The sequence below is a fragment of the Mycobacterium sp. IDUB_28 genome (genome assembly GCF_055419285.1).
Window position 1 is genome coordinate 1 of record NZ_JBVAXK010000007.1, and the last position, 25371, is coordinate 25371.

General features: G+C 66.0%; 22 protein-coding genes and 1 pseudogene. 15 read left to right on the forward strand and 8 right to left on the reverse strand.

Annotated features, from left to right (window positions below; translation table 11 throughout):
• Positions 1 to 73: 73 nt before the first annotated feature.
• Positions 74 to 1693: an FAD-dependent oxidoreductase gene (locus ACZYZ9_RS15700; protein WP_463827196.1), complete on the reverse strand. Its 1620-nt coding sequence runs from the start codon at positions 1691 to 1693 to the stop codon at positions 74 to 76.
• 13 nt (positions 1694 to 1706) lie between these two features.
• Positions 1707 to 2372 (reverse strand): IclR family transcriptional regulator, encoded by a 666-nt coding sequence (locus ACZYZ9_RS15705; RefSeq protein ID WP_463827197.1) that lies wholly within the window; start codon positions 2370 to 2372, stop codon positions 1707 to 1709.
• A gap of 127 nt (positions 2373 to 2499) precedes the next feature.
• Between ACZYZ9_RS15705 and ACZYZ9_RS15710 the strand changes: the two genes are divergently transcribed.
• From ACZYZ9_RS15710 to ACZYZ9_RS15745, 8 genes are read left to right on the forward strand one after another with little or no spacing between them, the layout of a single operon-like run.
• Entirely contained in the window at positions 2500 to 3363 is an 864-nt protein-coding gene (locus ACZYZ9_RS15710; protein WP_463827198.1) for an alpha/beta fold hydrolase, read from the forward strand.
• Positions 3363 to 5072, forward strand: coding sequence for a bifunctional 3-(3-hydroxy-phenyl)propionate/3-hydroxycinnamic acid hydroxylase (locus ACZYZ9_RS15715; protein WP_463827199.1), 1710 nt, complete (start codon positions 3363 to 3365; stop codon positions 5070 to 5072). The genes ACZYZ9_RS15710 and ACZYZ9_RS15715 overlap by 1 nt, the downstream gene beginning before the upstream one ends.
• Complete coding sequence (locus ACZYZ9_RS15720) at positions 5020 to 5937, forward strand: 3-carboxyethylcatechol 2,3-dioxygenase (protein ID WP_463827200.1); 918 nt, start codon at positions 5020 to 5022, stop codon at positions 5935 to 5937. Before ACZYZ9_RS15715 ends, ACZYZ9_RS15720 begins: the two co-directional genes overlap by 53 nt.
• The gene (locus ACZYZ9_RS15725; protein WP_463827201.1) at positions 5934 to 7661 is read left to right on the forward strand and encodes an FAD-binding protein; all 1728 of its coding nucleotides are present in this window, start codon (positions 5934 to 5936) and stop codon (positions 7659 to 7661) included. Before ACZYZ9_RS15720 ends, ACZYZ9_RS15725 begins: the two co-directional genes overlap by 4 nt.
• Complete coding sequence (locus ACZYZ9_RS15730) at positions 7658 to 8968, forward strand: LLM class flavin-dependent oxidoreductase (RefSeq protein ID WP_463827202.1); 1311 nt, start codon at positions 7658 to 7660, stop codon at positions 8966 to 8968. Before ACZYZ9_RS15725 ends, ACZYZ9_RS15730 begins: the two co-directional genes overlap by 4 nt.
• 3 nt (positions 8969 to 8971) lie before the next feature.
• Positions 8972 to 9787 (forward strand): coniferyl-alcohol dehydrogenase, encoded by an 816-nt coding sequence (locus tag ACZYZ9_RS15735; RefSeq protein ID WP_463827203.1) that lies wholly within the window; start codon positions 8972 to 8974, stop codon positions 9785 to 9787.
• A complete protein-coding gene (locus ACZYZ9_RS15740) occupies positions 9787 to 10776 on the forward strand; it encodes a cyclase family protein (protein ID WP_463827204.1) in 990 nt (329 codons plus the stop codon). Before ACZYZ9_RS15735 ends, ACZYZ9_RS15740 begins: the two co-directional genes overlap by 1 nt.
• On the forward strand, positions 10773 to 11594 hold the full coding sequence (locus ACZYZ9_RS15745; RefSeq protein ID WP_463827205.1) for an alpha/beta fold hydrolase: 822 nt from the start codon (positions 10773 to 10775) through the stop codon (positions 11592 to 11594). The genes ACZYZ9_RS15740 and ACZYZ9_RS15745 overlap by 4 nt, the downstream gene beginning before the upstream one ends.
• 11 nt (positions 11595 to 11605) lie before the next feature.
• On the opposite strand, the gene ACZYZ9_RS15750 is transcribed toward ACZYZ9_RS15745, so the two are convergent.
• Positions 11606 to 13195 carry a multicopper oxidase family protein gene (locus ACZYZ9_RS15750; protein ID WP_463827206.1) on the reverse strand — a complete coding sequence of 530 codons (1590 nt, stop codon included), beginning with the start codon at positions 13193 to 13195 and terminating at the stop codon, positions 11606 to 11608.
• Positions 13196 to 13526: 331 nt separating this feature from the next.
• Here ACZYZ9_RS15750 and ACZYZ9_RS15755 point away from each other — a divergent pair, with 331 nt between their 5' ends.
• The 4 genes and pseudogenes from ACZYZ9_RS15755 to ACZYZ9_RS15770 all read left to right on the forward strand — a co-directional run bounded on the left by ACZYZ9_RS15755 (position 13527) and on the right by ACZYZ9_RS15770 (position 16499).
• Positions 13527 to 14888: an HNH endonuclease signature motif containing protein gene (locus tag ACZYZ9_RS15755; RefSeq protein WP_463827207.1), complete on the forward strand. Its 1362-nt coding sequence runs from the start codon at positions 13527 to 13529 to the stop codon at positions 14886 to 14888.
• A 39-nt stretch (positions 14889 to 14927) separates the two neighbouring features.
• A pseudogene (locus tag ACZYZ9_RS15760) lies at positions 14928 to 15152 on the forward strand (LuxR C-terminal-related transcriptional regulator); the annotation flags it as partial.
• 112 nt (positions 15153 to 15264) lie between these two features.
• The gene (locus ACZYZ9_RS15765) at positions 15265 to 16074 is read left to right on the forward strand and encodes an SDR family NAD(P)-dependent oxidoreductase (RefSeq protein ID WP_463827208.1); all 810 of its coding nucleotides are present in this window, start codon (positions 15265 to 15267) and stop codon (positions 16072 to 16074) included.
• 17 nt (positions 16075 to 16091) lie between these two features.
• Positions 16092 to 16499: a DoxX family protein gene (locus tag ACZYZ9_RS15770; RefSeq protein WP_463827209.1), complete on the forward strand. Its 408-nt coding sequence runs from the start codon at positions 16092 to 16094 to the stop codon at positions 16497 to 16499.
• A 7-nt stretch (positions 16500 to 16506) separates the two neighbouring features.
• Here the strand turns inward: ACZYZ9_RS15770 and ACZYZ9_RS15775 are convergent, their stop codons facing one another.
• The 5 genes from ACZYZ9_RS15775 to ACZYZ9_RS15795 are packed head-to-tail and all read right to left on the reverse strand — an operon-like array spanning position 16507 to position 22707.
• Positions 16507 to 18624, reverse strand: a complete 2118-nt coding sequence (locus ACZYZ9_RS15775; protein WP_463827210.1) for a catalase — start codon at positions 18622 to 18624, stop codon at positions 16507 to 16509.
• A gap of 46 nt (positions 18625 to 18670) precedes the next feature.
• Complete coding sequence (locus ACZYZ9_RS15780) at positions 18671 to 19537, reverse strand: glycosyltransferase family 2 protein (protein ID WP_463827211.1); 867 nt, start codon at positions 19535 to 19537, stop codon at positions 18671 to 18673.
• The gene (locus ACZYZ9_RS15785; protein WP_463827212.1) at positions 19534 to 20421 is read right to left on the reverse strand and encodes a glycosyltransferase; all 888 of its coding nucleotides are present in this window, start codon (positions 20419 to 20421) and stop codon (positions 19534 to 19536) included. Before ACZYZ9_RS15785 ends, ACZYZ9_RS15780 begins: the two co-directional genes overlap by 4 nt.
• On the reverse strand, positions 20405 to 21643 hold the full coding sequence (locus tag ACZYZ9_RS15790) for a glycosyltransferase (protein WP_463827213.1): 1239 nt from the start codon (positions 21641 to 21643) through the stop codon (positions 20405 to 20407). The genes ACZYZ9_RS15785 and ACZYZ9_RS15790 overlap by 17 nt, the downstream gene beginning before the upstream one ends.
• Positions 21640 to 22707, reverse strand: a complete 1068-nt coding sequence (locus ACZYZ9_RS15795) for a glycosyltransferase family protein (protein WP_463827492.1) — start codon at positions 22705 to 22707, stop codon at positions 21640 to 21642. Before ACZYZ9_RS15795 ends, ACZYZ9_RS15790 begins: the two co-directional genes overlap by 4 nt.
• A gap of 205 nt (positions 22708 to 22912) precedes the next feature.
• Here ACZYZ9_RS15795 and ACZYZ9_RS15800 point away from each other — a divergent pair, with 205 nt between their 5' ends.
• From ACZYZ9_RS15800 to ACZYZ9_RS15810, 3 genes are all read left to right on the forward strand, one after another.
• On the forward strand, positions 22913 to 24424 hold the full coding sequence (locus ACZYZ9_RS15800) for an FAD-dependent oxidoreductase (protein WP_463827214.1): 1512 nt from the start codon (positions 22913 to 22915) through the stop codon (positions 24422 to 24424).
• Between the two features lie 82 nt (positions 24425 to 24506).
• Complete coding sequence (locus ACZYZ9_RS15805; protein WP_463827215.1) at positions 24507 to 25178, forward strand: TetR/AcrR family transcriptional regulator; 672 nt, start codon at positions 24507 to 24509, stop codon at positions 25176 to 25178.
• Positions 25175 to 25369, forward strand: coding sequence for a ferredoxin (locus tag ACZYZ9_RS15810; RefSeq protein ID WP_463827216.1), 195 nt, complete (start codon positions 25175 to 25177; stop codon positions 25367 to 25369). Before ACZYZ9_RS15805 ends, ACZYZ9_RS15810 begins: the two co-directional genes overlap by 4 nt.
• The last annotated feature ends 2 nt before the right edge of the window (positions 25370 to 25371 follow it).

The following is a 25371-nucleotide window of genomic DNA, read 5'->3' on the forward strand; positions in this document are numbered from 1 at the left end:
GTCGATGCCGCCGGGGGCAGGTTCGTGTTCTTGGATGCACCCACCGGCACCCACGTGCGCGTCGAACTACCCGTCAAGCCTTGACGGATTCACCGGTTGCGGCAGCGTGACCGGCCCGGTATCCGAAAACCATTGCCGGACCGATGGTTCCGCCCGCCCCGCCGTAGGCACGGCCGGTCGCACCGGCCATCGCGTTGCCCGCGGCGAACAAGCCCGGGATCGGGTGACCGCTGACATGCAGCACCCGGCCGTCGTGGTCGGTGCGTGGCCCACCCTTGGTGCCCATCGATCCGACGTGAATCGGCACCGCATAGAAGGGAGCGGTATCGATGGGGCCCAATGTTTTTCCGGCCAGGGTGGTGGCGCGCTCGTCGCCCCAGTAACCGTCGTAGGCGCTGGAGCCGCGGCCGAAATCGGGGTCGGCACCGGCCGCCACGTTGCGGTTCCATCGCGCGACGGTGGCGGTCAGCCCGCCGGCGTCGATACCGGTTTTGGCGCCCAGTTCGGTGAGGTCGGCCGACTCGCAGAACCAGCCGGGAACCGGTTCGCCCGGTGCGATACCCAGAAAACCGTAGCTGTTCAGATGAACTGAGTCGAAAACCATCCAGGCGCGGTCGTTGACATAACCTTTACCCGGCTGCAGGTAATGGAAGGCGCCGGCCATCGAGTTGTACTCGCCCGCCTCGTTGACGAACCGGCGGCCCGCCTGGTTGACGATGATGCTGCGCGGGCGCGTTCGCTCCAACCGCACACTGCGGCTGCGCTGTCGGCCGTCGATGGTGTCGTCCGGTATCCGGACGATCGGTACCCACCACGCCTCGCTCATGTTCGCCAGGTCCGCACCCAGTGCCATCGCCATCCGCAGGCCGTCCCCGGTGTTGTTCGGCGGTGACACGGCACCGTGCATCGGTCCGCGCAGAAAAGCCTGTGACAGCACCGGATCCCATTCGAAGCCGCCGGTGCCCAGGACGACGCCACGGCGGGCGCGGACGGCGATGCTCCCGTCGGCCCCGTCGATCCGGACACCGGCGATTCCGTCGGCGTCGAGCAACAGTTCGGTGGCCCGTGCGCCGGTGCGCGGGGTCACCCCGATGTCGAGCAGCCCCTGCAGGAGACCGGCGATCAGTGCCGTCCCGGCCACGCAGACCTCCCCCTGCGCGTCCACGTCGGCGTGCAGACGTGCCCGGGTTTCGGCATCGAACCCGACGTTGGACCAGTCGGCCGGAAACGCGGTGATCCGATCGGCCCAGTCGCCGATCCGGCTGAGGTCGAATGGCGCCGCACCCAGGGAACGGCCCCCGGTGGGCTGCCCGCCCGGCAATTCCGGTTGGTAGTCGGGAAAACCGGCGGCCACCTCGAAGCGCAGGCCACTGTGGGACTCGACGAAGTCCAGCATCGCCGGCCCGGTCTGGACGAATGTCTCCACCAGTTCGTCGTCCATCGAACCGAACGACTGCGCGCGCAGGTACTGCAACGCCGCGTCCGGCGTCAAATCCCGGTCGGGACAACGGTTGTGGGACGGAATCCAGGCGATGCCACCGGAGACCGCCGTTGTGCCGCCGACGGTCTGCGCCTTCTCGAAGACTTGCACCGTGGCCCCGGCGACGGCTGCCGCCAACGCGGCGGTGAGCCCGGCGGCGCCGCTGCCGAGCACGACGACATCGAATTCCTGGTCCCAGTTGTGTCCTGACATGCGTGGTGTCCCTTCAGCTCAGCAGCGCCGACAACTTCTCGGCGGCCCGAATGACGGCATCCCGGCCGCGCATCACCACGTCTTCCCGGTGGGAGATCAGGTTGATGCACGTTGGCGGTGACGCCGCGGGCCGAGGCACCGCGACCGCCAAGCCGTAGGTGTTGGGTTCGATTTCGCCGTGGGTGGTCACCCACCCGCGCTGGCGCGCGGCGGTCACCAGATCGCGCTCGCCCGGGCGCGGGGGCATGCTCGCGAGCAGCGCGATCCCGGCTGCGCCGCGGTCCAGCGGATATCGGCTGCCTTCGTGGAAGGCGAGTTGATAGGGGACCTGCGTCGGCACGATCACCGCGAGCGCGACCTGCTCGTCGGCCTCGGCGACCAGTAGCGACACCGTGGTGCCCAGCTCGTCGGCCAGGCCGCGCAGCGTCGGGAGGCACAGTTGGCGCACGTTGTGATCGAAGGACGCGCCGAGGGTGGCCAGGCCGGCGGCCGGCCGGTACCGGCCGTCTTCACCCTTGGTGACCAGCCGGAACTGCGCCAATGTGGCCAGCAGTCGATACGCGATGGTCCGGTGCACACCGACCTGGTCGGCGACCTCCTGCATGGTCAGACCTGCGGGGGAAGCCGCGACCATCTGCAGCGCGCAGAGTCCGCGTGCCAACGTCTGGGAACCCGTCACGGTCTTGACAGACCTCGATGGGAGAGCCAAGCTCTATAAATAACGCACATTAGTGTGCGATATTAGCACACCGGGATCGCCGAAAACGAGAGTGTCGTTTCCCGCAGAGACCGGACAGAGAGGAACCGTGACCGAGTTCGAAAGCGTCTGGAGCGACCTGCAGGGCGTGGCGTTCGAGCAGGGCTACCTGACTGCGGGCGCAGTGCGCACCCGTTATCTGCGGGCCGGGGACCGCAGCCGGCCGGTATTGGTGTTGCTGCATGGCTCGGGTGGTCACGCCGAGGCCTATGTCCGCAACCTTGCCGCGCATGCCGAGCATTTCTGGACCTGGTCCATCGACATGCTGGGGCACGGGTACACCGACAAGCCCGGACATCCGCTCGAGATCCGCCACTACGTCGAGCACCTGATGGCCGTCGTGCGGGCGATCGGCGCGGACCGGATCAAGCTCAGCGGCGAGTCACTCGGCGGCTGGGTGGCCGCACGGGCCGCCATCGACCATCCCGATGTCATCGACCGGCTGGTACTGAATACAGCGGGTGGCTCACAAGCGGACCCGGAGGTGATGAAGCGGATCATCACGCTGTCCATGGCCGCCGCCGAGGACCCGACCTGGGAGACCGTGCAGGCGCGCATCAAGTGGTTGATGGCCGACAAGTCCAGGGATTACGACGACTTGGTGGCCAGCAGGCAACGCATCTACCGGCAACCTGGCTTCGTCGCTGCGATGCGCGACATCATGGCGTTGCAGGATCCGGAGATCCGGGCTCGAAACCTGTTGGGGCCGGCCGAATACGGCGCCATCACGGCGCCGACGCTGGTGCTCTGGACCAGCGACGACCCCACCGCCGACGTGCCTGAGGGCCGGCGCATCGCGTCGATGATTCCCGGCGCGCGATTCGAAGTGATGCCGGGCTGCGGTCACTGGCCGCAGTACGAGGATGCCAAGACGTTCAACCAGTTGCACATCGACTTCCTGCTGGACCGCTGATGGTGGGTGCCGATGGAGTCGAGACCGTCGACGTTCTGATAGTCGGTGCCGGCCCGGTCGGTCTGACCCTGGCTAACATCCTTGGCCTGCAGGGTGTTCGCACCCTCGTTGTCGAGGAACGGTCGACACTGATCGACTATCCGCGCGGGGTGGGACTGGACGACGAGGCACTGCGCACCTTTCAGTCGATCGGTCTGGTGGACCGCGTGCTACCGCATACCGTGCCGAACCAGATCTTGCGCTTCTATGACGGCAAGCGTCGGGTGCTGGCCGAGATGGCGCCCCCGGATGCCCGATTCGGGTGGCCCAAACGCAACGGCTTCGTCCAGCCGCTCGTCGATGCCGAATTGCTGGGCGGTCTGGAACGATTCGACCAGGTGCAGGTGCGCTGGAATCATCCGATGATCTCCTGTGTTCAGGGCGACGACGGGGTGCGTGTCGAACTCGAAGGCCCTGCGGGATCTGTCGGCGTGCGAGCACGATACGTCGTCGGTTGTGACGGAGGCCGCAGCAGGACCCGCGGCACGATGGGTGTGTCCTTCGACGGCACCACCTCCCCGACCCGGTGGCTGGTGATCGACATCGCCAACGATCCCCTGGGTCACCCCAACAGTGAGGTGGGGGCGGACCCGGAACGCCCGTATGCGTCGATCTCGATCGCGCACGGAATCAGGCGGTTCGAGTTCATGATTCACGCCCACGAAACCGATGAGCAGGCAGAGGATCCGGCGTTTCTGCACCGGATGCTCGCCCGGATGGTGCCGCACCCGGACCGGGTCGAGGTGATACGCCGGCGCGTCTATACCCATCACTCCCGCATCGCCGGCGCCTTCCGGAGTGGCCGGCTGCTGCTTGCCGGGGACGCGGCGCACCTGATGCCGGTGTGGCAGGGGCAGGGTTACAACAGCGGCATCCGCGACGCGGCCAACCTGGGCTGGAAACTCGCCGCGGTGGTCAAGGGCCAGGCCGATCCGGCATTGTTGGACAGCTATGACGTGGAACGACGCAAGCACGCCCGGGCCATGATCGACCTGTCGACCATGGTCGGCCGGGTCATCTCGCCGACCAACCGGAAGGTCGCCGCCGCGCGCGACCTCCTGATCCGATCGGCATCGATAGTGCCCACCCTCAAGCGATACGTGCTCGAGATGCGCTTCAAACCGATGCCGCGGTACGAACAGGGCGCCGTTGTACACTCGAAACCAACTGATTCCCAGCATGATTCACCGGCCGGCACGCTGTTCATTCAGCCCCGGGTCGATACCCGCACGCAGCAGAATGTACTGCTCGACGAGGTGCTGGGCACCTGGTTCGCGGTGTTGTGCTGGAACAAAAATCCGCGCAAGATTCTCGGTGAACGAGCCTTCGCGGATTGGAAGGCGTTGGGCGCCCGGTTCGTTGCGCTGCGCCCGCTGACCCAACTGCACTGGCCCGGGCACGACGATCCAGACGTGGTGGTTGTGGGGGATCGGACAGGCGATCTGAAGGCTTGGTTCGATATGCACGCAGAGTCGGTGTTGTTTCTGCGTCCGGACCGATGCATCGCCGGAGCGTGCATAGCGCAACGCTCGCCGGAGTTAAGCGCAGCGATCGTAACCGCTCTCACCCTGACGCCAGGAGGGGGTGAAGTCGACAGTGCCACTGGCTCTTTGCTGTATGTCCCACAGCCCGCTGCTGAATCTACCGGGGCCGCCGCAGAATCTGCTTGACGAAGTCGAAGCCGCGATCGGGCAGGCGCGGGCTTTTGTGGCGGACTATGACCCCGAACTCGTCGTCATCTTTTCCCCCGACCACTACAACGGGTTCTTCTACAAAGTGATGCCGCCGTTCTGTATCGGTATGCAGGCCAACGGAATCGGTGACTACGGCACCCACGCCGGGCCGCTGGACGTCGCCCAGGACATAGCCGGGGAATGTGCCAAGGCCGTCCTCGGTGACGGAGTCGACATTGCGGTGTCCACCAGCATGGACGTGGATCACGGCACCGTTCAGCCGTTGGAGAAGTTGCTGGGGACCGCGACTGCCCGCCCGGTGATTCCGGTGTTCATCAACGCGATCGCGACGCCGCTGGGACCACTGCACCGCTGCCGCGCGCTGGGCACCGCTGTCGGCAAGTTCGTTGCCGCCCTCGACAAGCGGGTGCTGCTGATCGGGTCCGGGGGGCTCTCCCACAGCCCACCGGTACCGACGCTGGCGACCGCCGCGCCGGCGGTGCTGGAGCGGATCGTGCACGGCCGGCCCATGACCGCCGAACAACGGCAGGCCCGTCAGACCCAGGTCATCGAGGCCGCAAAGAATTTCGCCGGCGGAGACAGCAACCTGCAGCCTCTCAACCCGGCCTGGGATCACCGGTTCTTGGACATCATCGACAGCGGTCACCTCGCCGATCTCGACGGATGGTCGAACTCGTTCGTTACCCACGAGGGTGGCAGCTCCGCGCACGAAATCCGCACCTGGATAGCGGCATTCGCTGCGCTGGCTACCGTCGGGCCGTACCAGACCCCGCTCCGCTATTACAAGCAGGCCGCAGATCTGATTGCCGGTTTCGCGATCCGCACGGCGGTGCTCACATGACGGACGTGGCCTTCGACCAGGTGGTGGACGTGCTCGTAGTGGGCTCCGGCGGCGGCGGCATGACAGCCGCACTGACCGCGGACGCGTCCGGGCTCGACGTGCTGGTCGTCGAGAAGTCTCCGCAATTCGGCGGATCCACCGCGCTTTCCGGCGGTGGCATCTGGGTACCGGGGGCACCCGCCCAACGCCGGGCCGGCTACCTCCCGGATGCCGACGGCGTCGTCGACTACCTACGGCAGATCACCGACGGACTCGTCAGCGACGCACGGCTACGGCAATATGTCGAGTCGGGGCCGCTGATGCTGGAGTTCCTGGAGAAGCTCAGCCCGTGGCTCCAATTTGTCTGGAAGCCGGGCTATGCGGACTACTATCCGGAACTGCCGGGCGGATCCGAACTGGGCAGCACGATCAACGTCCCACCGATCGATCTGCGCGAACTCGGCGACGACGAGCAGCGCCTGCTGACCCCGCTCGCGTTGGCGCCCCGAGGAATCTGGCTGGGACCCAAGGAATTGCGATCCTTCTACCGGATCCGGCAGTCCTGGGCCGGCAAGGGCGTGCTGCTGAAACTGATCTCGCGAATGGCGCGGGCCCGGCTGCTCGGTGAGCGGATGGCCGCGATCGGACAGTCGCTGGCGGCGCGGCTGCGCTTGGCGATGAAGGACCGCGGCATCCCGCTCTGGTTGGACACGCCGATGACGGAATTGCTCACCGGCGCCGACGGTTCCGTCCTCGGAGCAGTGGTGCAGCGGGAAGGCCGCCAGTGGCGGATCGGCGCGCGGCGCGGGGTGGTCCTGGCCTCCGGCGGCTTCGACCACGACATGGCCTGGCGTAAAGAACACCAGCCGGTGATCGACCAGGACTGGAGCTTCGGCAACCCGGCTGCGATGGGCGACGGCATCCGAGCCGGCCAACAGGTGGGTGCGGCCGCCGACCTGCTGGACGAGGCATGGTGGTTCCCCGCCATCCAATGGCCGGACGGGCGAATGCAATTCATGCTCAACGAGCGGATGATGCCCGCACAGTTCATCGTCAACGGCGCGGGCAAACGGTTCATCAACGAGGCAGCCCCCTACATGGATTTCGGTCACGCCATGATCGAGGGCCAGAAGTCCGGTGTCACGCACATCCCGTGCTGGCTCGTCACCGATCACCGTTCGTTCAACCGCTATGTCGTCGGCGGGCACCTGCCGATTCCGAAAGTGCCCGGGGCTCCGGTACCCACCGGACGCAAGGTGCCGGCCGCCTGGCTGGAATCCGGTGTCGTCAAGGCCGCATCGACGTGGGAGGAACTCGCCGCCAAGATCAGCGTTCCGGCGCAGCAACTTCGAGCCACCGCCACCCGTTTCAACGAGTTGGCGCGGCGGGGACACGACGACGACTTCAACCGTGGCGACAGCGTCTACGACAATTACTACGGCGATCCAACGCTGCCCAACCCCAACCTGTATCCACTGGGCGATCCGCCGTACTACGCGTTCCGGATCGTGCTGGGGGACCTGGGCACGTCCGGAGGCCTGCGCACCGACGAGTTCGCCCGGGTGCTGCGGGAGGACGACACCGTGGTGCCCGGCCTCTACGCGGTGGGCAACACGTCCGCACCGGTGATGGGGCGCAGCTACGCCGGCGCAGGTGCGACCATCGGACCCGCCATGACATTCGGTTTCGTCGCGGCCAAACACATTGCCGCACACGCCCTTGATCCCATAGGAGGTAGCAAATGAAAATCTCATTGTTCTACGAGTTCGCCCTACCGCGGCCCTGGGTGCCTGACGACGAGCGCCAGATGCTGCAGGACTGCCTGGACGAAGTCGAGGCCGCCGACAAGGCCGGGTTCTCGACGGTCTGGCTGACCGAGCACCACTTCCTCGAGGAGTACTGCCATTCCACCGCGCCGGAGATGTTTCTGGCCGCGGCGAGTCAGCGCACCAAGGACATCCGCCTGGGATTCGGCATCATGCACCTGCCGCCGGCGGTGAACCACCCCGCCCGCGTCGCCGAACGCATCGCCACCCTGGACTTGATCTCCAACGGCCGAGTGGAATTCGGCACCGGCGAGTCCTCGTCGGTGGGTGAGCTCGGCGGATTCAACATCGATCCCGCCGACAAGCGGGGACAGTGGGAGGAAGCGCTCGAAGTCTCGATCCGCTGCATGGTGGAGGAACCCTTCTCGGGGTTCAAGGGCAACCACATCGAGATGCCGGCCCGCAATGTCATTCCCAAGCCACTGCAGAAGCCGCATCCGCCGGTCTGGGTGGCCTGCACTCGGCCGGCCAGCGTTCAAATGGCCGCCCAGAAGTGCATTGGCGCACTGAGTTTCGCCTACACCGGACCCGGACCACTCACCGAGCGGGTCAACGGCTACTACAAGGAGTTCGAGGAGAACGGGGTTCCAGTGACTCCGCAGATCAACCCCAACATCCTGGCCATCGGCGGTGATTTGTCGATGATGGTCGCCAAGACCGACGAGCAGGCCCTCGAACGCCTCGGTCAGGGTGGTGGATTCTTCTCGTTCGGCATCATGCACTACTACATGACCGGCGTGCACACCCCGGGTCGCACCGGGGTGTGGGAACGCTATCTCGAAGAGGTCGAGAAGGACCCGACGCTGGCGTACGGCCCCGGTCGTGGCGCGATCGGATCGCCCGCAACGGTGCGAGAGTTCCTGCGCGGCTACGAGGAGAGCGGTGTGGACGAGATCATCCTGCTGCTCAATCCGCGCAGCCACGAGGGGACCATGGAATCCATCGAACTGATGGGTAAAGAGGTACTGCCCGAATTCATCGAGCGGGATGCGAAGCAGGTGGCCGACAAAGCCGCCCGGCTGGCACCGGTCATCGAGAAGGTCGAGGCGCGCCGGCCGGAATCGACCATTCCCCCGTTCGACGAGCACTACTCTTTCGGTGGCCTGCCCACCGGGCGCGGCGGAAAGTTCACCGCCAGTGAGATTCCGGAGGCCATGGCCGAGATCAACGAAGGCCGCGTGCAGGCGGCGCAGCGGCTGAAGGAACAGGAAAAGGGCAAGAGCTGACCGTTGTCGCGAATCGACGAGCTGTGGCGCTACGACGGCCGCCGTGCGGTGGTGACGGGATGCGCGTCGGGCATCGGAGCACACCTGGTGCACCACCTCCACGAGCTGGGAGCCTCAGTGGTCGGACTCGACAAACGCCGACCGCCGGTGGAGCTCAGCGACTTTCATCACGTTGACCTGTCTGATCCGGCTTCGATCGACGGAGCTGTCGCTGCCATCGTCGGACCCGTCGACGTGCTGTTCAACGTCGCCGGTGTCTCGTCGGGTATCGGCGACCCGCAACTGGTCGTCACCATCAACTTCCTGGGACTGCGCCATCTCACCGAGGCGCTGATCCCCCGGATGACACCCGGTTCGTCGATCGTGAGCGTGTCGTCGTTGGCGGCATCGGGCTACCGGGAGCATCTGCGCGATGTCGCACCGCTGCTGCGCACCCCGACGATGCAGGAGGGCATCGAGTGGTGTCAGTCCCATCCGGACACGCTGGGAACCGGATACCAGCTGTCGAAGGAAGCCGTGATTCTCTATACGATGCGCACCGCGACCGACCTCGGTGCGCGCGGTATCCGGATCAACTGCACCGGACCGGGCGTCACTGAAACGCCGATTCTCGACCAGTTGCGCACCGCCTACGGCCCCGAATTCCTCGACGACATACCCAAGCCGCTGGGGCGGGTGGCTGATCCGATCGAACAAGCCGCAGTGCTGTTGTTCTTGAACAGCGGCGCCGCAAGCTATATTTCGGGCCAGGTCGTGTGGGTCGACGGCGGCAACGTCGGAGCTGCCATCGCCCGCGAACTCGAGGAAGGGCCGGCTTGATGGCTTCCATGACGGAATTTCGCCGGGTCGCAGCCGAACTCAGCAACTGGGGGCGGTGGGGCGACGATGACGAGTTGGGCACCTTGAACTTCATCACCGCAGCGAAGGTGCGCCAGTCCGCCGGGCTGGTCCGGCACGGCAAGGTGTTCCCGCTCGGTGTCGACTTCGGGTCTTCCGGACCGCAGGGTGCTTTCGGATTCCGGCACAACCCCGTTCACGTAATGACAGTGGACGGTGGGGACGCACATACCTTGGTGAAGTACGGGTCCGGGTGGCAGCAGAACCCGACCGCTGATCAATTGAGCAGCTACTTCTCCGACAATCCGTTTCGCTTCAACGACGACATGATCATCATGCCGTTGCAGGCGGCGACCCAGTGGGATGCGTTGTCACATGTGTACTACGACGACCGGTTGTACAACGGATTTCCGGCGGACTCGGTGACCAGTCTGGGTGCTTACCATTGCGGCATCGACAAAGTCGACGTCAAGGGGATCACGTCGCGTGGTGTGCTTCTGGACTTGGTACGGCATCGGGGCGCGGAGGTGTTTCTCGAGCACGGAAACCCGATCACCCCCGAAGAATTGGACGAGGTAGCCCGGGCGCAGGGCGTGACCATCGAGCGCGGGGACATAGTCCTGGTTCGAACCGGTTGGTGGGCAAGGTTTCTGATGACCGGTGATAAAGTCGAACGCTTTTCGGGACTGGACTGGCGGTGCGCCCAGTGGTTGCATGACAACGAGGTCGCCGCGGTGGCGGCTGACAATCTTCAGGTCGAGGATCCGGTGTCCGGCGTCGACGGCCTGTTCCTGCCCTTCCACCTGTTGTGCCTGCGCGACATGGGCCTGATGCTCGGCGAGTACTGGGACCTCACCGCGCTGGCCGCCGACTGCGCCACCGACGGTGTCTACGAGTTCCAACTCATCGCGCCTCCGCTGCGGGTCACCGGCGGCGTGGGCTCGCCGGTCAATCCGATCGCCATCAAATGACGGGCGTCCATCGCCGAACGCTCGAAATCGACGGGCTGGCCACGAGTTATCTCGAAGCCGGGCACGGTGATGCGGTGGTGCTGCTGCACGGTGGTGAGTTCGGTGCCAGTGCAGAACTCGGCTGGGAGCACACCATCGGCGAGTTGGCGAAGCACTTCCGGGTGCTGGCCCCCGATCAACTCGGATTCGGCGGATCGGCCAAGGTCATCGACTTCGTCAACAGCCGGGCGATGCGTATCCGGCATGTGGCCCGGTTCTGTCAGGTGCTCGGTGTCGAGGCGGCGCATTTCGCCGGAAACTCGATGGGCGCCATCAATCTACTCACCGACATGACTTCGGATGCCCCGCTGCTGCCGGTGCGTAGTGTTGCGATCATCTGCGGTGGTGGGGAGATCCAGCAGAATCGCTACTTCGACGCCCTGCAGCAGTACGACGCGACCTTGCCGGCTATGCGCAACATCGTCGAGGCTCTCTTCTTCGACCCGAGCTATCCGGCCGACGAGGATTACGTGTGGCGCCGCTATGAGTCGAGCACAGCGCCCGGCGCGTGGGAAGCGGTGGCTGCGGCCCGCTTTCGCCGCCCCAATGCCGCGTCACCGGCCACGCCGTCGAGCGCGCGGGCGTACCAACGTATCCACGTGCCGACACTGGTCGTCGAGGGCGGCGGCGACAAGCTGCTCCCGCCGGGGTGGGCGGCGCAGATCGCCGAGCAGATAGCCGGTGGCCGTTCGGTGGTGGTCGATGGTGCCGGCCATTGTCCGCAGATCGAGCAGTCGGCGGCGGTCAACGAATTGTTGTTGGACCTTTTCGGCCGCTAGCCTGGACGGCGTCAGATCAGGTAATCCAGCCGCGTCATCATTCCTGCGTGTTGATGATATGTGTTGTGACAGTGCATCACCCACGTCCCGGGGTTATTGGCGATCAGGACGGCACGCATCTTCTGCTTCGGCAGCACGATGACGGTGTCTTTGCGAGCGCCGAGGGAGCCGTCTGATTTGACCACCTGGAATGTGTGGCCGTGCAGATGAATCGGGTGGTACATCATGGTGGGGTTGTCGAACACCAGGGTCGGCCGCTGGCCTTCTCGGATGTGCAGCGGTTTCGTCCTGCTGTACGGCTCGCCGTTGATCGTCCAGTCATACTTGGCCATCGTGCCGCCGAGTACGACCGGCAGTTCGAGGCCGGGGTCCGGTCGCCCGAGGTTGACCGATGTTGTGGCGGTGAACTTCTCGATGGTGCCGACACGGCGGGTGAGTTCCGCGGGCCGGAACCGGGGGTCGGGTGGACTGCCCATCCCGGTGGACAACAATGCCCGGGTGACGGCGTTCTTCCCCTCGGCGGCTGCGACGAGCGGGAAGACGCCGTCGGCCGCGGTCACGTAGACGTCGTAGCGCTCGGCCATGCCGATCAGCAACGCGTCGACCTGGGTGGGGATCACCGGGTAGCCGTCCGTGTGGGTGACCGTCATGGGGTGGCCCGCCAATGCGACCCGGAACGTGGTGTCCGAGGCGGTGTTGATGAGCCGGATTCGGATTCGTTGGCGGGGTTTGGCATTGAATGTTGTTGCGGCGTCCGAAATTCGTCCGTTGACCAGGTAGTAGGGGTAGGCGATGTCGCCGGCATCGCCGCCGAGTAAGTCGCTGGTGCCGACCTCACCTGCCGTTCCTTCCGGCATCCCTGGCATACCGGGCATCCCGCTGGTCGGGCTGGGCGGAGCCGAAGAGGCCGTCGTGGTCGACGTGGTCGTGGGTAGCGGTGGCGGGCTGGGTTGTCTGTTCGGGTCGGTCAGGGCTTCGTAGAGCTGCTGCGGTGACTTACCGACACCGTCGGTCCAATCATCGAGCACCACAATCCATTCCGCATCGTAGTGGCCCATTTCGGTCGGATCGTCGACGATGAACGGCAGGTAGAGACCTTTGTCGGCATCGAGACCGGTATGGGGGTGAGCCCAGTACGTTCCCGAATCCGGGACGGAGAACCGGTAGGTGAAGTTCTGGCCGGCAGGGATGTTCGGTGTCGCGGGTTCGGCGCCGTCCATGTCGTTGCGTATCGCCACGCCGTGCCAATGGACCGACGTGGGATGGTCGAGTCTGTTGGACACTGAGACGACGATCTCGTCGCCGATGGTGGACCGGATCAGCGGGCCCGGGATGCTGGCGCCGTAGGCGAACGTGTCGACGATCTTGCCGCCGATGTCGACCTTGGTCGCTTGCGGCGTGAGACTTGCTGTCACCGTGCGACCGCTGTGCGGACGGGTTGCTTCGGCCGCGGCGATGGCCCCGGACATCGTCGGCTTGGTGGTTACCGACCGTTCGCACGCGACGAGCGCCGCACCGCCGGCGATACCTGCGGCGATGAAGCCGCGTCTGTTGAACCTGGCCGTTTCGAAGGGGTTGCCGCTGGTCGGTTGTCCCGGCATTGACAGCTCCTCATACGCGTTCATGGATGCCTGATGCTGGAATGCGCCTCCTACCCTGCTCAGCCGCGGCTGTTCCCGCAACCTCTGCACTGAACCTGCTGTGCGAGCCGGTGCGGGTCCAGCTTCACGTCGGTAACTCGAGGGGGCGCAGTGATGTCTTGGGAAATGTGCTGGCGCATCTGCTGTCACGTGCCGGTCGGGGTGGGGCGGCTGCTTATCTGTTAGACGCATTCCGGTGCCGTTCGGTTCCATCTATCTTGAGTGAATTATGTTCTGGCGCAACCGTTTATCGCTCATCTGGTTGTCGGTGGTGGTTCGTAGAATCATTGGCATGGCAACCAGTTCGCGCGATGAGATCGTGGCGGTCTTCGACGCGCTCGATGCTGGGTTGGATCGGTTGTGTGGGTTGTCGTTTGAGGTGTTGACCACCCCGGAGCGGTTGCGGGCCTTGCAGCGACTGGAACGGATGGCGCGCCGGTTGCGGGTCCCGCAGCACCCGTTGATCAATCAGCTCGCCGCCCAGGCCGACAAAACCGAGTTGGGGGGCACGTTGTGTGAGGCGCTGGCCACCCGGTTGTGCATCACCAAACCCTGCGCCGCCCGCCGCATCGCCGAGGCCGTCGATCTGGGTCCGCGCCGGGCGTTGACCGGCCAACCGTTGGAGCCGGTGCTGTGCGCGACCGCAGCCGGCCAGCGCGCCGGGCGCATCGGCGACGGGCAGATCACCGTGATCCGCGACTTCTTCAAACATCTACCCGCGGCGGTCGATGCGTTGACCCGCGAGGCCGCCGAAGCGGATCTGGCCGACAAAGCCGCCTGGCAGCGCCCCGATGAGCTGGCCGGCTACGCCCAGCACATGATGAACTGCCTGCACCCTGACGGGGACTTCTCCGATGAGGAACGCACCCGATCGCGCGGGATCACCCTGGGTGCCCAGCAGCGTGACGGCATGTCGACGATCAGCGGGCTGATCACCCCCGAACTACGCGCAGCGATCGAAGCGCTGTGGTCCAAACTGGCCGCCCCGGGCATGGCCAACCCCGCCGACGACGCCCCGGTCATCGACGGCGAACCCGACCCCGAGGTCGCCGGTGGGGATCGGCGCAGCACCGCCCAGCGTCAGCACGACGCGACGCTGGCCGCCCTGCGGGCGCTGTTCGCCTCCGGGGACCTGGGCACCCACCGCGGGCTGCCGGTCACCATCATCGTCACCACCACCCTGCAAGACCTCGAAGCCGGTACCGGCACCGGGCGCACCAGCGGCGGAACCCTGCTGCCGATCTCCGATGTCATCCGCATGGCCAGCCACGCCCACCACTATCTGGCGCTGTTCGATCACGCCAAACCGCTGGCGCTGTACCACACCCAACGCCTGGCCTCACCGGCCCAACGCATCATGCTGCACGCCAAAGACCGCGGCTGCACCAAACCCGGCTGCGACGCCCCCGCCTACCACAGCGAAGTCCACCACGTCACCGCCTGGACCAAAACCCGACGCACCGACATCACCGACCTCACCCTGGCCTGCGGCACCCACAACCGCCTGGCCGAACACGGCTGGACCACCCGCACCAACACCCACGGCCACACCGAATGGCTCCCCCCACCCCACCAAGACCACGGCCAACCCAGAACCAACACCTACCACCACCCCGAAAAACTCCTCAACCCCGAACACGACGACGAACCGTAGCGCCGCCGGTGAAAAGCGTGTGCCACCAGCAGATTAACTGCGCTGTCCGCTGAGGACGCCATCAGTTACGCACTGCGCGGAAGGGGCGAACGCAAGCGGCTTTCGAGCGGTTGGGCGGCGCTGACCCCGACCGAACTAGATGTGGCCCGTCTTGTCAGCGATGGACTGGCCAATAAGGACATCGCTGCGCGCATGTTCATCTCCCGCGTGCAATTGGCGCAAGAAGCCGTGCGTCAGAACGCTATTCCGGGAAAGCATCGTTGACCGGACTATCGGTCCGCGTTGCCGTCAGCCGTTCGGCCGGGTATTCGTCGCCGACAGCGGCTCTTAAATCAACTGCTTGACTTAATACCTGTATCGCCGATTAACTCGACGGGTGACCAACGAACTGACGGATAAGGTTGCCGTCATCACCGGCGGTGCTTCAGGCATCGGACGCGGGCTCGTGGAGCGGTTTGTCGCCGAGGGCGCGCGGGTGGTGATGGCCGACATCGACACTGCTAACGGCGAGGCCCTGGCCAAGGCGCTTGGACCGAACGCCCTGTTCCACCGCACCGACGTGTCGGACCCCGAACAGATCGGCGCGCTGGTGGCGGCGACGGTCGACAAATTCGGTGGGCTGCATGTCATGGTGAACAACGCCGGGATCTCCAGCCCGCTGGGCCGTCTGCTGGACGACGACTTCTCGAACTTCCACCGCGTGATGGCGGTCAACGTGCTGGGGGTGATGGTCGGCACCCGAGACGCTGCCCGGCACATGGCCGCCCATGGCGGTGGCTCCATCATCAACATCAGCTCGATCGGGGGGATCCTCGCCGGTGGTGGCGTCGCGACCTACCGGGCGTCCAAGGCGGCGGTAATTCAATTCACCAAATCCGCGGCAATCGAGTTGGCATACCACGAGATTCGCGTCAACGCGATTGCGCCCGGCAACATCCCGACCCCGATCCTGGCGTCGTCCGCCGCCGGTATGGACCCGGCGGAATTGGAGCGGTTCGAGGCGAACATCCGACAGACGATGCGCGACGACCGGCCGCTGAAGCGGGAGGGCACACCCGATGACGTCGCCGAGGCGGCGCTGTACTTCGCCACTGAGCGGTCGCGCTACGTCACAGGGACGGTGCTGCCCGTGGACGGTGGAACGGTGGCCGGCAAGGTGATGCGGTCACGGAAGCGCGAAACATAAGCGCGGGACGCAACGACATGCTGCGCACCGTGTTCCGCATCGCCCTCGGTGCCTTCCTGATCTTCGCCGGCGTCGGCCACCTCAGCTTCGCCCGGACCACGTTCTACGCACAGGTTCCGCCGTGGCTGCCGGTGAGCGCCGATTTCGTCGTCATCGCCTCGGGTGTCGTCGAGCTAGCGCTGGGAGCCGCCCTGCTGGGACCCACCCGGTGGCGGGTGCCGGTCGGGTGGCTGGTTGCGCTTTTCTTCGTGCTGGTCTTTCCGGGCAATATCTCCCAGTTCGTCACGCACACGGACGCATTCGGGCTCGATTCCGACCTGGCCCGTGGCGTCCGGCTGCTGTTGCAGCCGCTCCTGGTGATCTGGGCTCTATGGTGCACCGGCGCGTGGACGGCGTGGCGGAACCGCAGATCCCAGGGCGGCTAGCAACCCGTTACCTCTTCTTGGCCGGCGGGATCGCCGACGCCATCACCTTCGGCGCCCGGTCCCACACCCGGTGCATCCCGAGGGCTGCCAGCAGTGCCGCGGTAGCTTTCTTGTCGACGTCGTCGGAGACCAGCACCCCGGGGTCGTCGGCAGAGATGCCGGCCTGCTGCAGCACGGCAACCCCGTCGCCCCAGGCCGCCACCGGCTTGCAGTGCCGGAATGCCTCCTGCAGCAGAGTCACCAGCTTGATATCCCCGCTGGGCGTGGTTCCGGCGGCGACGATCACGGCGTCGAATTCGATGGACCGAGCGGTCAGTAAGGTGCGTTCCACGATCTCAATCCGTCTGCCCGACTTCAGTTTTCCGCCTACCGGTGCGGTGAGCAGCGGGACGGCGCCTGCGGCCAGCACAGCCTTCACCAATTTCGAGACGCCCGCGAGGTCCGACCCCGCGTCGGCGATGATGCCGACCTTGCGGCCGTCGACCGGTCCGGGCTCGGTGTACACCTGGGACAATGCCGCTGAGGTGGTGACGTCCTTCGGCGGATTACCTTTCGGCGCAGGCAATCCCAGCCCGGCAGCGACCTGCTCGCACAGGTCGGTGTCGACGTTGGCGAGCACCTGCAGTTCGCGTTCTTTGATCTCCTGCTCGTAGCACTTGCCGAGTTCGAAGGTGAACGCCTCGATGACGTGCAGTTGTTCGACGCGGCTGAGGCTGCGGTAGAAGATCGCGGCCTGGCTGAAGTGATCGTCGAACGAGGCGGGGTTCTCCCGGACGGTCGGGCCCTGGACCGCCCGCGGCGTCTGCACGTAGCCACCGTCGTCGACACCGGCCACCTCGGGTTCACCGTCGTCAATGCTGTTGGGACGGTACGGGGCCAGCCCTTCGTGGATTGCCGTCTGATGCATGCCGTCGCGCAGCATGTCGTTGACCGGGCAGTGCGGTCGGTTGATCGGCAACTGCGTGAAGTTAGGCCCGCCCAGCCGGGTCAGCTGGGTGTCGAGGTAGGAGAACAACCGAGCCTGCATCAGTGGATCGTTGGTCGGCTCGATACCGGGAACCAGGTTGCCGGTGTGAAATGCGACCTGTTCGGTTTCGGCGAAATAGTTGGTGGGATTGCGATTCAGCGTGAGCTTGCCGATCAGGGTGACCGGAACCAGTTCCTCCGGAACGAGTTTCGTCGGATCGAGCAGATCGATTCCTTCGTAAGTATCGGTGCCGTCGTCCGGCATCACCTGAATGCCGAGTTCGTATTCGAGGAAAGCGCCGGCGTCGATCGCATCGGCCATGTCGCGGCGGTGGAAGTCCGGATCGCATCCGGCGGCGATCTGCGCTTCCTCCCACACCAGCGAATGCACGCCGGCCGCCGGCTTCCAGTGGAACTTGACCAGACTGGTCTTGCCCTTCCGGTTCACCAACCGGAAGGTGTGCACGCCGAATCCCTCCATGGTGCGGTACGAGCGCGGGATACCGCGGTCACTCATGTTCCAGAACACGTGATGGGTGGCCTCGGTGTGCAGCGACACGAAATCCCAGAAGGTGTCATGGGCGGATTGCGCCTGCGGGATCTCCCGGTCCGGGTGGGGCTTTGCGGCGTGCACGACGTCGGGGAATTTGATGCCGTCCTGGATGAAGAACACGGGAATGTTGTTGCCTACCAAGTCGAAGTTGCCTTCGTCGGTGTAGAACTTCACCGCGAAACCGCGGGTGTCCCGCACCGTGTCGGCCGATCCGCGCGAGCCGAGAACCGTGGAGAAACGGCAGAAGACGTCAGTTTTCCGGCCTTTGCGGGCCAGGAAGCCGGCTCGGGTGTAGTCCGAGGCATTGCCGTAGGCCTCGAAGACGCCGTGCGCTGCGGCGCCCCGGGCGTGCACCACACGCTCTGGAATGCGCTCGTGGTCGAAATGGGTGATCTTTTCCCGGAGATGGAAGTCTTCGAGCAGGCTGGGCCCGCGGTTACCGGCTTTGAGCGAGTGATCGGTGTCGGGCAGGCGCACACCTTGTGCGGTGGTGAGGAACTTGCCCTGCTGGGAACGCGGGTCGGCCTCGAGGTCGTCGCCGTTGCTGGCGCCGGTCGGGCTGGTGCGGCGCGGGGTGGATTGGGAGGGCTTGCGGGCGGGGGGCATCTCGAACTCCTGGGCTGTTTGTTGTTATAGGCGCGGGTTGCCGGTTTTATTGCGCTGAAACGCTGTGATTGCCCGGCGGTGCGCGGACGGCTGCGGTTCGTACCGGGCATCCGTCGTCCTGGCGGACGATAAGGCCTTGTCCCTCAAACGCGGACAGCCAGCCCTCCATCGGCCACCATCCCCAGCGCTGGTGGAAAATCGCCGCATTGCGCAGGATGTCGTCGAGGTGATCCACGGGCGGATCGGCCACGGGGTGGTACTGGTGAAACGCGTGTGCCCCGCCCACCCAACGCATCGGCACTCCACGGGCTGCAGCGCATTGAGCAAAGTCGGTGTCCTCACCACCGTAGCCGCGGTACCTGGCGCAGAACCCCCCGATTTCCTGCCAGACACCGCAGTTCACCGCGAAGGACAACGACCAGAACAACGAGTAGTCCACAGTGTCGAGGACGGTGCCGTCCTCGGGCGCCGGTCGGGCCGGATGCGGATCTGGGTGCGCGCACAGTTGTGCGATGACGTAGCCACCTGGCCCCGGGGGCTGCAGGTATGTGACGGGTCCGCACAGGAGTGCGGAGGCGTGCTCCGGCCGGCGTGCGACGTCCAGGTAGCGCTCGATCAGCGTGGCGCCCGGGATGCAGTCGACGTCAAGAAAGATCAGCAGCTCGGCACCGTGTTCCTGCGCGGTCTGCGCGCCGAGATTGCGTGCCGATCCGATCGGCAGCGGCGGCGGTGCCGGACAGTCGACGACGATCGCCGGCGCGCCTGCCGCAGCTACGGTTTCGGCGACGGCGGGATCGCCGAGCGCGACGACGACGTGGGTGTCCGGCATCAGGGTGCTGCGAGCTAATCCCTCCAGTTGCCGCTGCAGGTGCGCGCCCCGGCCGTGCACGGTGGTGATGACAGCGGTCCTCATGCTGCGCTCGGGCTGCATCGTTGCGCGGTGGCTTCGATGGCGGTGGCGGCACGCGCGGCGGCACCCTCGACTTGCCAGCGGCGCCAGCGGTCCGGGTCGCTCGAAGAGGCGTGCGCCAGTAGCGCGGGCCAGGCTCGTGCATTGGGCGAGCTCTTGGCGACCACCGCGAGTCGATGCCGCTTGAGCACATTCGCGGTGGCTTTCTGCTCGTCGAAGGGCCGCGGCTCGGGGACGACGACTGCTGGTCGTCGTGCGGCGGCGACGTCGGCCACCGACCCTTGACCCGCGTGCGTCACGACCACATCCGCGGCACAGATCTGCGGCCACGGATCTGCGATCCAGGAACCGCTACCGCCGCCCAGCGCGGTCCAGGTGAAGCCGGGATAGGTTGCCGCGCAATCCTCTAACGCCGCACCGAACGTGCCGTCGGCTCCGCCGAGGACCAGCACCCGCATGCCCTCCGGTGATGTCGCCGTGCGTACCCGCCCGCCGGAAGTGCAGTCAGAGCGGTCCTCGAATCGACTGATGCCGCCGACGTAACTGGTCTTGTCCTCGTAAGGCCGCAACCAGGACGGCACGCACAGGTCTCGCGGCCACGCCGCCACGATGTGATCGGCGAGCCGGTGCACCAGCAGATGTGGGGCGTCAACACGCTTGCCGGGCAACGCCATCACGATCACCGGCACGCCGAGCAGCCGAACGAAGGTCGCCACTTCGACCGACACGTCGACGACGACGGCCGCCGGTTGCGCTCGCCCGACCCAGCTCGCGATCTCGTGCATCCGCGCAGTGAACCCGGGGTCGTGATAGGGCGCCCAGTGCAGGGCGCCGTGCGCAGTGGGCTCGCCAACCGCGACCGCCGCGTCGTCACGCGACAATCTCATGATCGCCGAAAAGGGGTGTGGCTGAGCGATATCCAGCGATGTCAGCGCCGTCACCGGATACTGCATTCGGGCGCAGATACTGGCCGCCCGCGCCAGATGTCCGAAACCTTGGTGGTGGATGTAGTAGCCGATCATCGGACCTACCCGTCGAGTCATCGATCATGTGGCGGTACACGTCGCAGTAGGCGCTGACCATCGCCTTCGACGAGCAGCGGCGAACAGCGTGATCGCGTACCTGTTTTCGGGGGAGCCGGACCGCCGCTGCGACGGCGTCCGCCATCGCCGGCACGTCATCGGCGGCGACCAACCGGCCGACGTTGTCGTCGACGAGTTCGGGAATGCCGCCGCGGGCGAACGCCACGACCGGGGTGCCGCACGCCATCGCTTCGGCGACGACCAGACCATACGGTTCGTCCCAGGCCGGGGTGACCAGCGCCGCGGCGGCCGCGCCCACCAGATCGGCCAACTGGTCGTGGTCGAGATGGCCGGCGTAGCGAACGCCGTCGTCCAATTCCGGAGCCACGCGTTCGGTGAAATACCGCGGGTCGCTGATGGGACCCGCCAGCGTCAGCCGCCGCCCGCTCCGGCGGGCGGCGGCAATCGCGAGATGTGGCGCTTTTTCCGGGGTTATCCGGCCGAACCACACCAGGTCCGGCCCACCGGCACCGAGCGGCCATTGTGCGGTGTCGATTCCGTTGGGCACCACGGTGACCCGGCCGATCGTGTGTCGCCACGACGCAGCGGTGTGGTGTGACACGGCGGCGAAGCGGCCGCAGTCACCGTTGGCGGCGTCGATCGCCGACTCCAGCCACGGCGTCGGCGGCGTATGGACGGTGGTCAGCATCGGCGCCGGCAGCATCGAGGCCATCGCGACCGGGAGGTAATGCAGGCTGTGGTTGTGGATCACGTCGAACTCGTCCTTGCCGGGCCCGGCCAGCCACATCATCAGCGACAGATAGGCGTGGTGGTCGGCCATGAACGCCGGAGCCGGCATCGAGACATCACCGCGGGCCGCCTCGGACAAACCCAGCGGACGCAGATCCAGAGAGCGGCATTGCAATGCGGTGTCCGAACCCGGCGCGGCGAACAGCGAGACCCGGCAGCCGCCGGCAGCCAGGCCGCGTGCCAGCTGGAAAACATGTGCCTCCAGCCCGCCGGCAAAGGGCTGGCGGATCGGGAACCGGTTGGATGCGATCAGCGCGACATGCAACGGTGCGGTCATGCCAGCACGCTCTGGTAGATGTCTTGGTGGGCTTCGGCGAGTTGACGACGTTCGGCACGGCGCTGCGCCCAAGTCGCGCGCGGAGCGGGTTCACCGGCTGCCCAGCGCAGGTAGGCATCGTTGATCGCCCGGTCGAGGGACGATTCGTCGAAGGTGTGCTCGTCGAACTCGAACACGCCACACGGTCGCTGCTGGTGATAGAACCCGCAACTGGGCGCCACGACGGCGGTGCCCAGATCAAAGCATGCCTCCAGCCACCCCGAATGGGTGCCGAACCGGTACGGCAGCACCGAGACCGCAAGGGAGGCAAGGTATTCCCAGAGTTCGTCGTCGGAGAAGTACGGGTGCACCCGCACGTCCAGTTGCGCATGGCCGCGATAGTCCAGCAGGGCAAACCCGATCTCCGGTGCGAACCAGTGGTTGGCCGGATCGAAGATCTCGTCGTGCACGTTGATCTGCAATACCGCGTCGGGGAAAGCCGGCACGATCTCGGCAAGGGCGGCTATCACCGGCAGTGGATCCATATTGGCGCGCACACTCTTGACGTGCACGCCGACCACGAACCTGTCGCGAGGTGTGCGGGGATGATCGATGCGTCGCCGATCCAGCACATGCGGATGCGGCAATACCCGCGCGTGCCGCTGCCACCGTTGCCGGATCAGTTCTGCCGCACCGGGAGTCAGTGTGATCAACTCGTCGGCGGCCGCGATCAGCACATCCTGCTGCTCGGCGTGGGCGCCCGGTTCGGGGTGGTGGGGGTTACGCAGATCGTGCACGGTGTACACCAGCGGCTTGTGCCGCATCTGCAGTTCCCGGACCACGTCGTTCAGCACCTCAGGCCCAATCGCGTCGAAGCCGAAATGGACATGGAACACGTCGAACAGTTCGTGGTGACCACTGACCCACCCGCGTTCGAGCATCAGCGGCGGCCACCAGCCGCCGGGCACCGTGCAACCGTCAGCTGGTACCGGATCATCGAGTCGCACAACGGCATCCGCGCAATGATCAGTCAGGTGCCGCACGTAGACGTGCGACGCGGGAACCGAAGCGACACGCAAGACAATTCCTTCCGCGACCGAGGTGAAGAAGAGAACGATCGCGCCGGAATCTCGGGCAGCCACCGCTGGCTGCGACCCGGCCGCGATCTCGTTCCTGCTGATTGAAGAACAAAGCCCCTGCGTAGTACCCGCGATCAAGGGGGCCAAACGCCGGCCGATGCAGTGACCTGGCGGTCCGTTTGCGGGGAGCGATTACGGGTACGAAAAGGCGGTGACTTCGCTATGGCTGGAGAATCGGACCGGAAAACCCTGGGCGGCGAGCAGGCTTGGTGACGGGCCACCGTCCGCCGACGTCATCGTGGTCGGTGCCGGCATCACCGGTTTGACCACCGCAGTGCTCTTGGCGCGCGCGGGCAAGGACGTGCTTGTGTTGGAAGCACGGACCGTCGGCGCCTGCGCGACCGGAAACACCACCGCCAAAATCAGCCTGTTGCAGGGCACTCACCTGTCCAAGATTCTGCCCAAGCACGGCCGGGACACCGCGCGCGCCTATCTGGACGGCAACCGCGAAGGAATGGAGTGGATCCTCCACCACTGTGACAAGCACGGGGTCGCGGTCCAGCGGGAGGATGCGTACACCTACGCCCAGTCCGGCGACGGCGTCAATTCGGCGCGCGCGGAGTTCAATGCGTGCCAGACGGTGGGGCTACCGGTCACCTGGGAGGACGACGCCGACGTCCCGTTCCCGTACCACGGTGGCGTGCGACTGCGCGAGCAGGCGCAGTTCGATCCGATGAAGTTCCTCGATGCGCTCGTCGTCGAATTGCTGGAGCACGGTGGGCGATTGGTCGAGCACGCCCGGGTACGCAGCGTGTCCACCCGCGGCAGCGGGGTGCGGGTCCGGGTCAACGACGAGGCGCAGCAGGATCTCGACGTGCACGCCGAGCACCTGGTGCTGGCCACCGGGATGCCGATTCTGGACCGCGGCGGTTACTTCGCCCGGGTCAAACCGCAGCGGTCCTACTGTCTGGCGTTCAAGGTCCCCGGCACCATCACCCGTCCGATGATGATCTCGACTGATTCGCCGACCCGCTCGGTGCGCTACGCACCCGTGCCGGACGGCGAGTTGCTGATCGTCGGCGGTGCAGGGCACACCGTGGGGCGCGAGAAGAGTCCGTCCAAGGCGCTGGACGAGCTGTCGTCGTGGACCAAGCGCCACTTTCCGGGCGCCGCGCAGACGCATTTCTGGTCGGCACAGGATTACAGCCCGATCGACGAATTGCCGTACGTGGGTCCCATCCTGCCCAATCTCGACAGCATCTACATCGCAACGGGATTCAACAAATGGGGAATGACGAACGGCCCCGCCGCCGCATTGGCGCTGTCGAGCCGGATCCTGGGCGGACGGATGGACTGGGCCAGCGCCTTCGCCAGCTGGAGCCGGCATGAGCTGACGGGACTGGGCACCGCGCTGCAGTCCAACCTTGAGGTCGGGTTCAACCTGGGCCGGGGCTGGATCACCCCAGCAACCCGCTGGACCAACCGCAGCCCCGGGCCGGACGAAACCGGCGTCGTCAGCGGGCCGCCCTGGCATCTGGAGGCCAGGTCCCGCGTGGACGGCGTCGAGCACACCGTCTCTCCGGTGTGCCCGCACCTCGGCGGAATCGTCAACTGGAACGACGCCGACCAGGCCTGGGAATGTCCGCTGCACGGATCGCGCTTCGCGCCGGACGGCACGCTGCTGGAGGGGCCGGCTACCACCGATTTGACCGCCTCGCGGTGAGTGGTCGCGACCGGTGGCCGACGGTACCCATGTTTAAATCAATCGCTTGACTTAATACCCGGTGACGGGTTGACTGGGCGGCATGACGACCGTCGGCCGAGCCGTGCGCAGCGACCGGGCCAGCTCCACGCAGGAGGCGATCCTGGTTGCCGCCGAGCGACTGTTCGCCGAGCACGGGGTGTTCGCCGTGTCCAACCGGCAGGTCAGCGAGGCCGCCGGGCAGGGCAACAACGCGGCGGTCGGATACCACTTCGGCACCAAAGCGGACCTGGTACGGGCGATCGAGCAGAAGCATCGCGGCCCGATCGAGCAGCTGCGCATGCAGATGGTCGCGGCGATGCCGGATGCCGTGGGGATGCGGGGGTGGGTGGCCTGTCTGGTCTGCCCGCTCACCGAGCACCTCGAGGCCCTGGGCAACCCCACCTGGTACGCCCGCTTCGCCGCCCAGGCCATGACAGACCCGGCCTACCACAACATCGTCGTCAAGGACGCGCTGAGCTCGTCGTCGTTGGTTCGGGTGATCGACGGCATCAACAGCTGCCTACCGGACCTGCCGATCGCCGTGCGGTCCGAACGAAACATCATGGCGCGCAACCTGTTGATGCACACCTGTGCCGATCTCGAGCGCGCGCTGGCCGAAGGCGCCTCGACGCCGCGGCCGTCCTGGCGTGCGGCGGCCACCGGACTGATCGACGCGATCGTGGGCCTGTGGTTGGCGCCCGTCACTCCGGTGGACGAGGAGCTGGGCCGATGAAAATCACCGTCGACCAGGACAGTTGCGCATCGTCGGGCAACTGCGTGATGAATGCGCCGGAAGTATTCGACCAGCGTGACGAGGACGGTGTCGTCGTCCTGCTCAACCCAACGCCACCCGCCGACCAGGCCGAGGGCGCCCGCAAAGCCGCTGCCTTCTGCCCGGCACTGGCCATCCAGATCGAGGAGTGAAC

What these genes read in the sequence shown, in the direction of transcription:
- ACZYZ9_RS15700 (WP_463827196.1), bottom strand. Translation starts at nt 1,693, where the DNA reads ATGTCAGGACACAACTGGGACCAGGAATTCGATGTCGTCGTGCTCGGC.
- ACZYZ9_RS15715 (WP_463827199.1), top strand. Translation starts at nt 3,363, where the DNA reads ATGGTGGGTGCCGATGGAGTCGAGACCGTCGACGTTCTGATAGTCGGT.
- ACZYZ9_RS15720 (WP_463827200.1), top strand. Translation starts at nt 5,020, where the DNA reads ATGTCCCACAGCCCGCTGCTGAATCTACCGGGGCCGCCGCAGAATCTG.
- ACZYZ9_RS15725 (WP_463827201.1), top strand. Translation starts at nt 5,934, where the DNA reads ATGACGGACGTGGCCTTCGACCAGGTGGTGGACGTGCTCGTAGTGGGC.
- ACZYZ9_RS15730 (WP_463827202.1), top strand. Translation starts at nt 7,658, where the DNA reads ATGAAAATCTCATTGTTCTACGAGTTCGCCCTACCGCGGCCCTGGGTG.
- ACZYZ9_RS15740 (WP_463827204.1), top strand. Translation starts at nt 9,787, where the DNA reads ATGGCTTCCATGACGGAATTTCGCCGGGTCGCAGCCGAACTCAGCAAC.
- ACZYZ9_RS15745 (WP_463827205.1), top strand. Translation starts at nt 10,773, where the DNA reads ATGACGGGCGTCCATCGCCGAACGCTCGAAATCGACGGGCTGGCCACG.
- ACZYZ9_RS15750 (WP_463827206.1), bottom strand. Translation starts at nt 13,195, where the DNA reads ATGCCGGGACAACCGACCAGCGGCAACCCCTTCGAAACGGCCAGGTTC.
- ACZYZ9_RS15755 (WP_463827207.1), top strand. Translation starts at nt 13,527, where the DNA reads ATGGCAACCAGTTCGCGCGATGAGATCGTGGCGGTCTTCGACGCGCTC.
- ACZYZ9_RS15770 (WP_463827209.1), top strand. Translation starts at nt 16,092, where the DNA reads ATGCTGCGCACCGTGTTCCGCATCGCCCTCGGTGCCTTCCTGATCTTC.
- ACZYZ9_RS15775 (WP_463827210.1), bottom strand. Translation starts at nt 18,624, where the DNA reads ATGCCCCCCGCCCGCAAGCCCTCCCAATCCACCCCGCGCCGCACCAGC.
- ACZYZ9_RS15780 (WP_463827211.1), bottom strand. Translation starts at nt 19,537, where the DNA reads ATGAGGACCGCTGTCATCACCACCGTGCACGGCCGGGGCGCGCACCTG.
- ACZYZ9_RS15785 (WP_463827212.1), bottom strand. Translation starts at nt 20,421, where the DNA reads ATGAGATTGTCGCGTGACGACGCGGCGGTCGCGGTTGGCGAGCCCACT.
- ACZYZ9_RS15790 (WP_463827213.1), bottom strand. Translation starts at nt 21,643, where the DNA reads ATGACCGCACCGTTGCATGTCGCGCTGATCGCATCCAACCGGTTCCCG.
- ACZYZ9_RS15805 (WP_463827215.1), top strand. Translation starts at nt 24,507, where the DNA reads ATGACGACCGTCGGCCGAGCCGTGCGCAGCGACCGGGCCAGCTCCACG.
- ACZYZ9_RS15810 (WP_463827216.1), top strand. Translation starts at nt 25,175, where the DNA reads ATGAAAATCACCGTCGACCAGGACAGTTGCGCATCGTCGGGCAACTGC.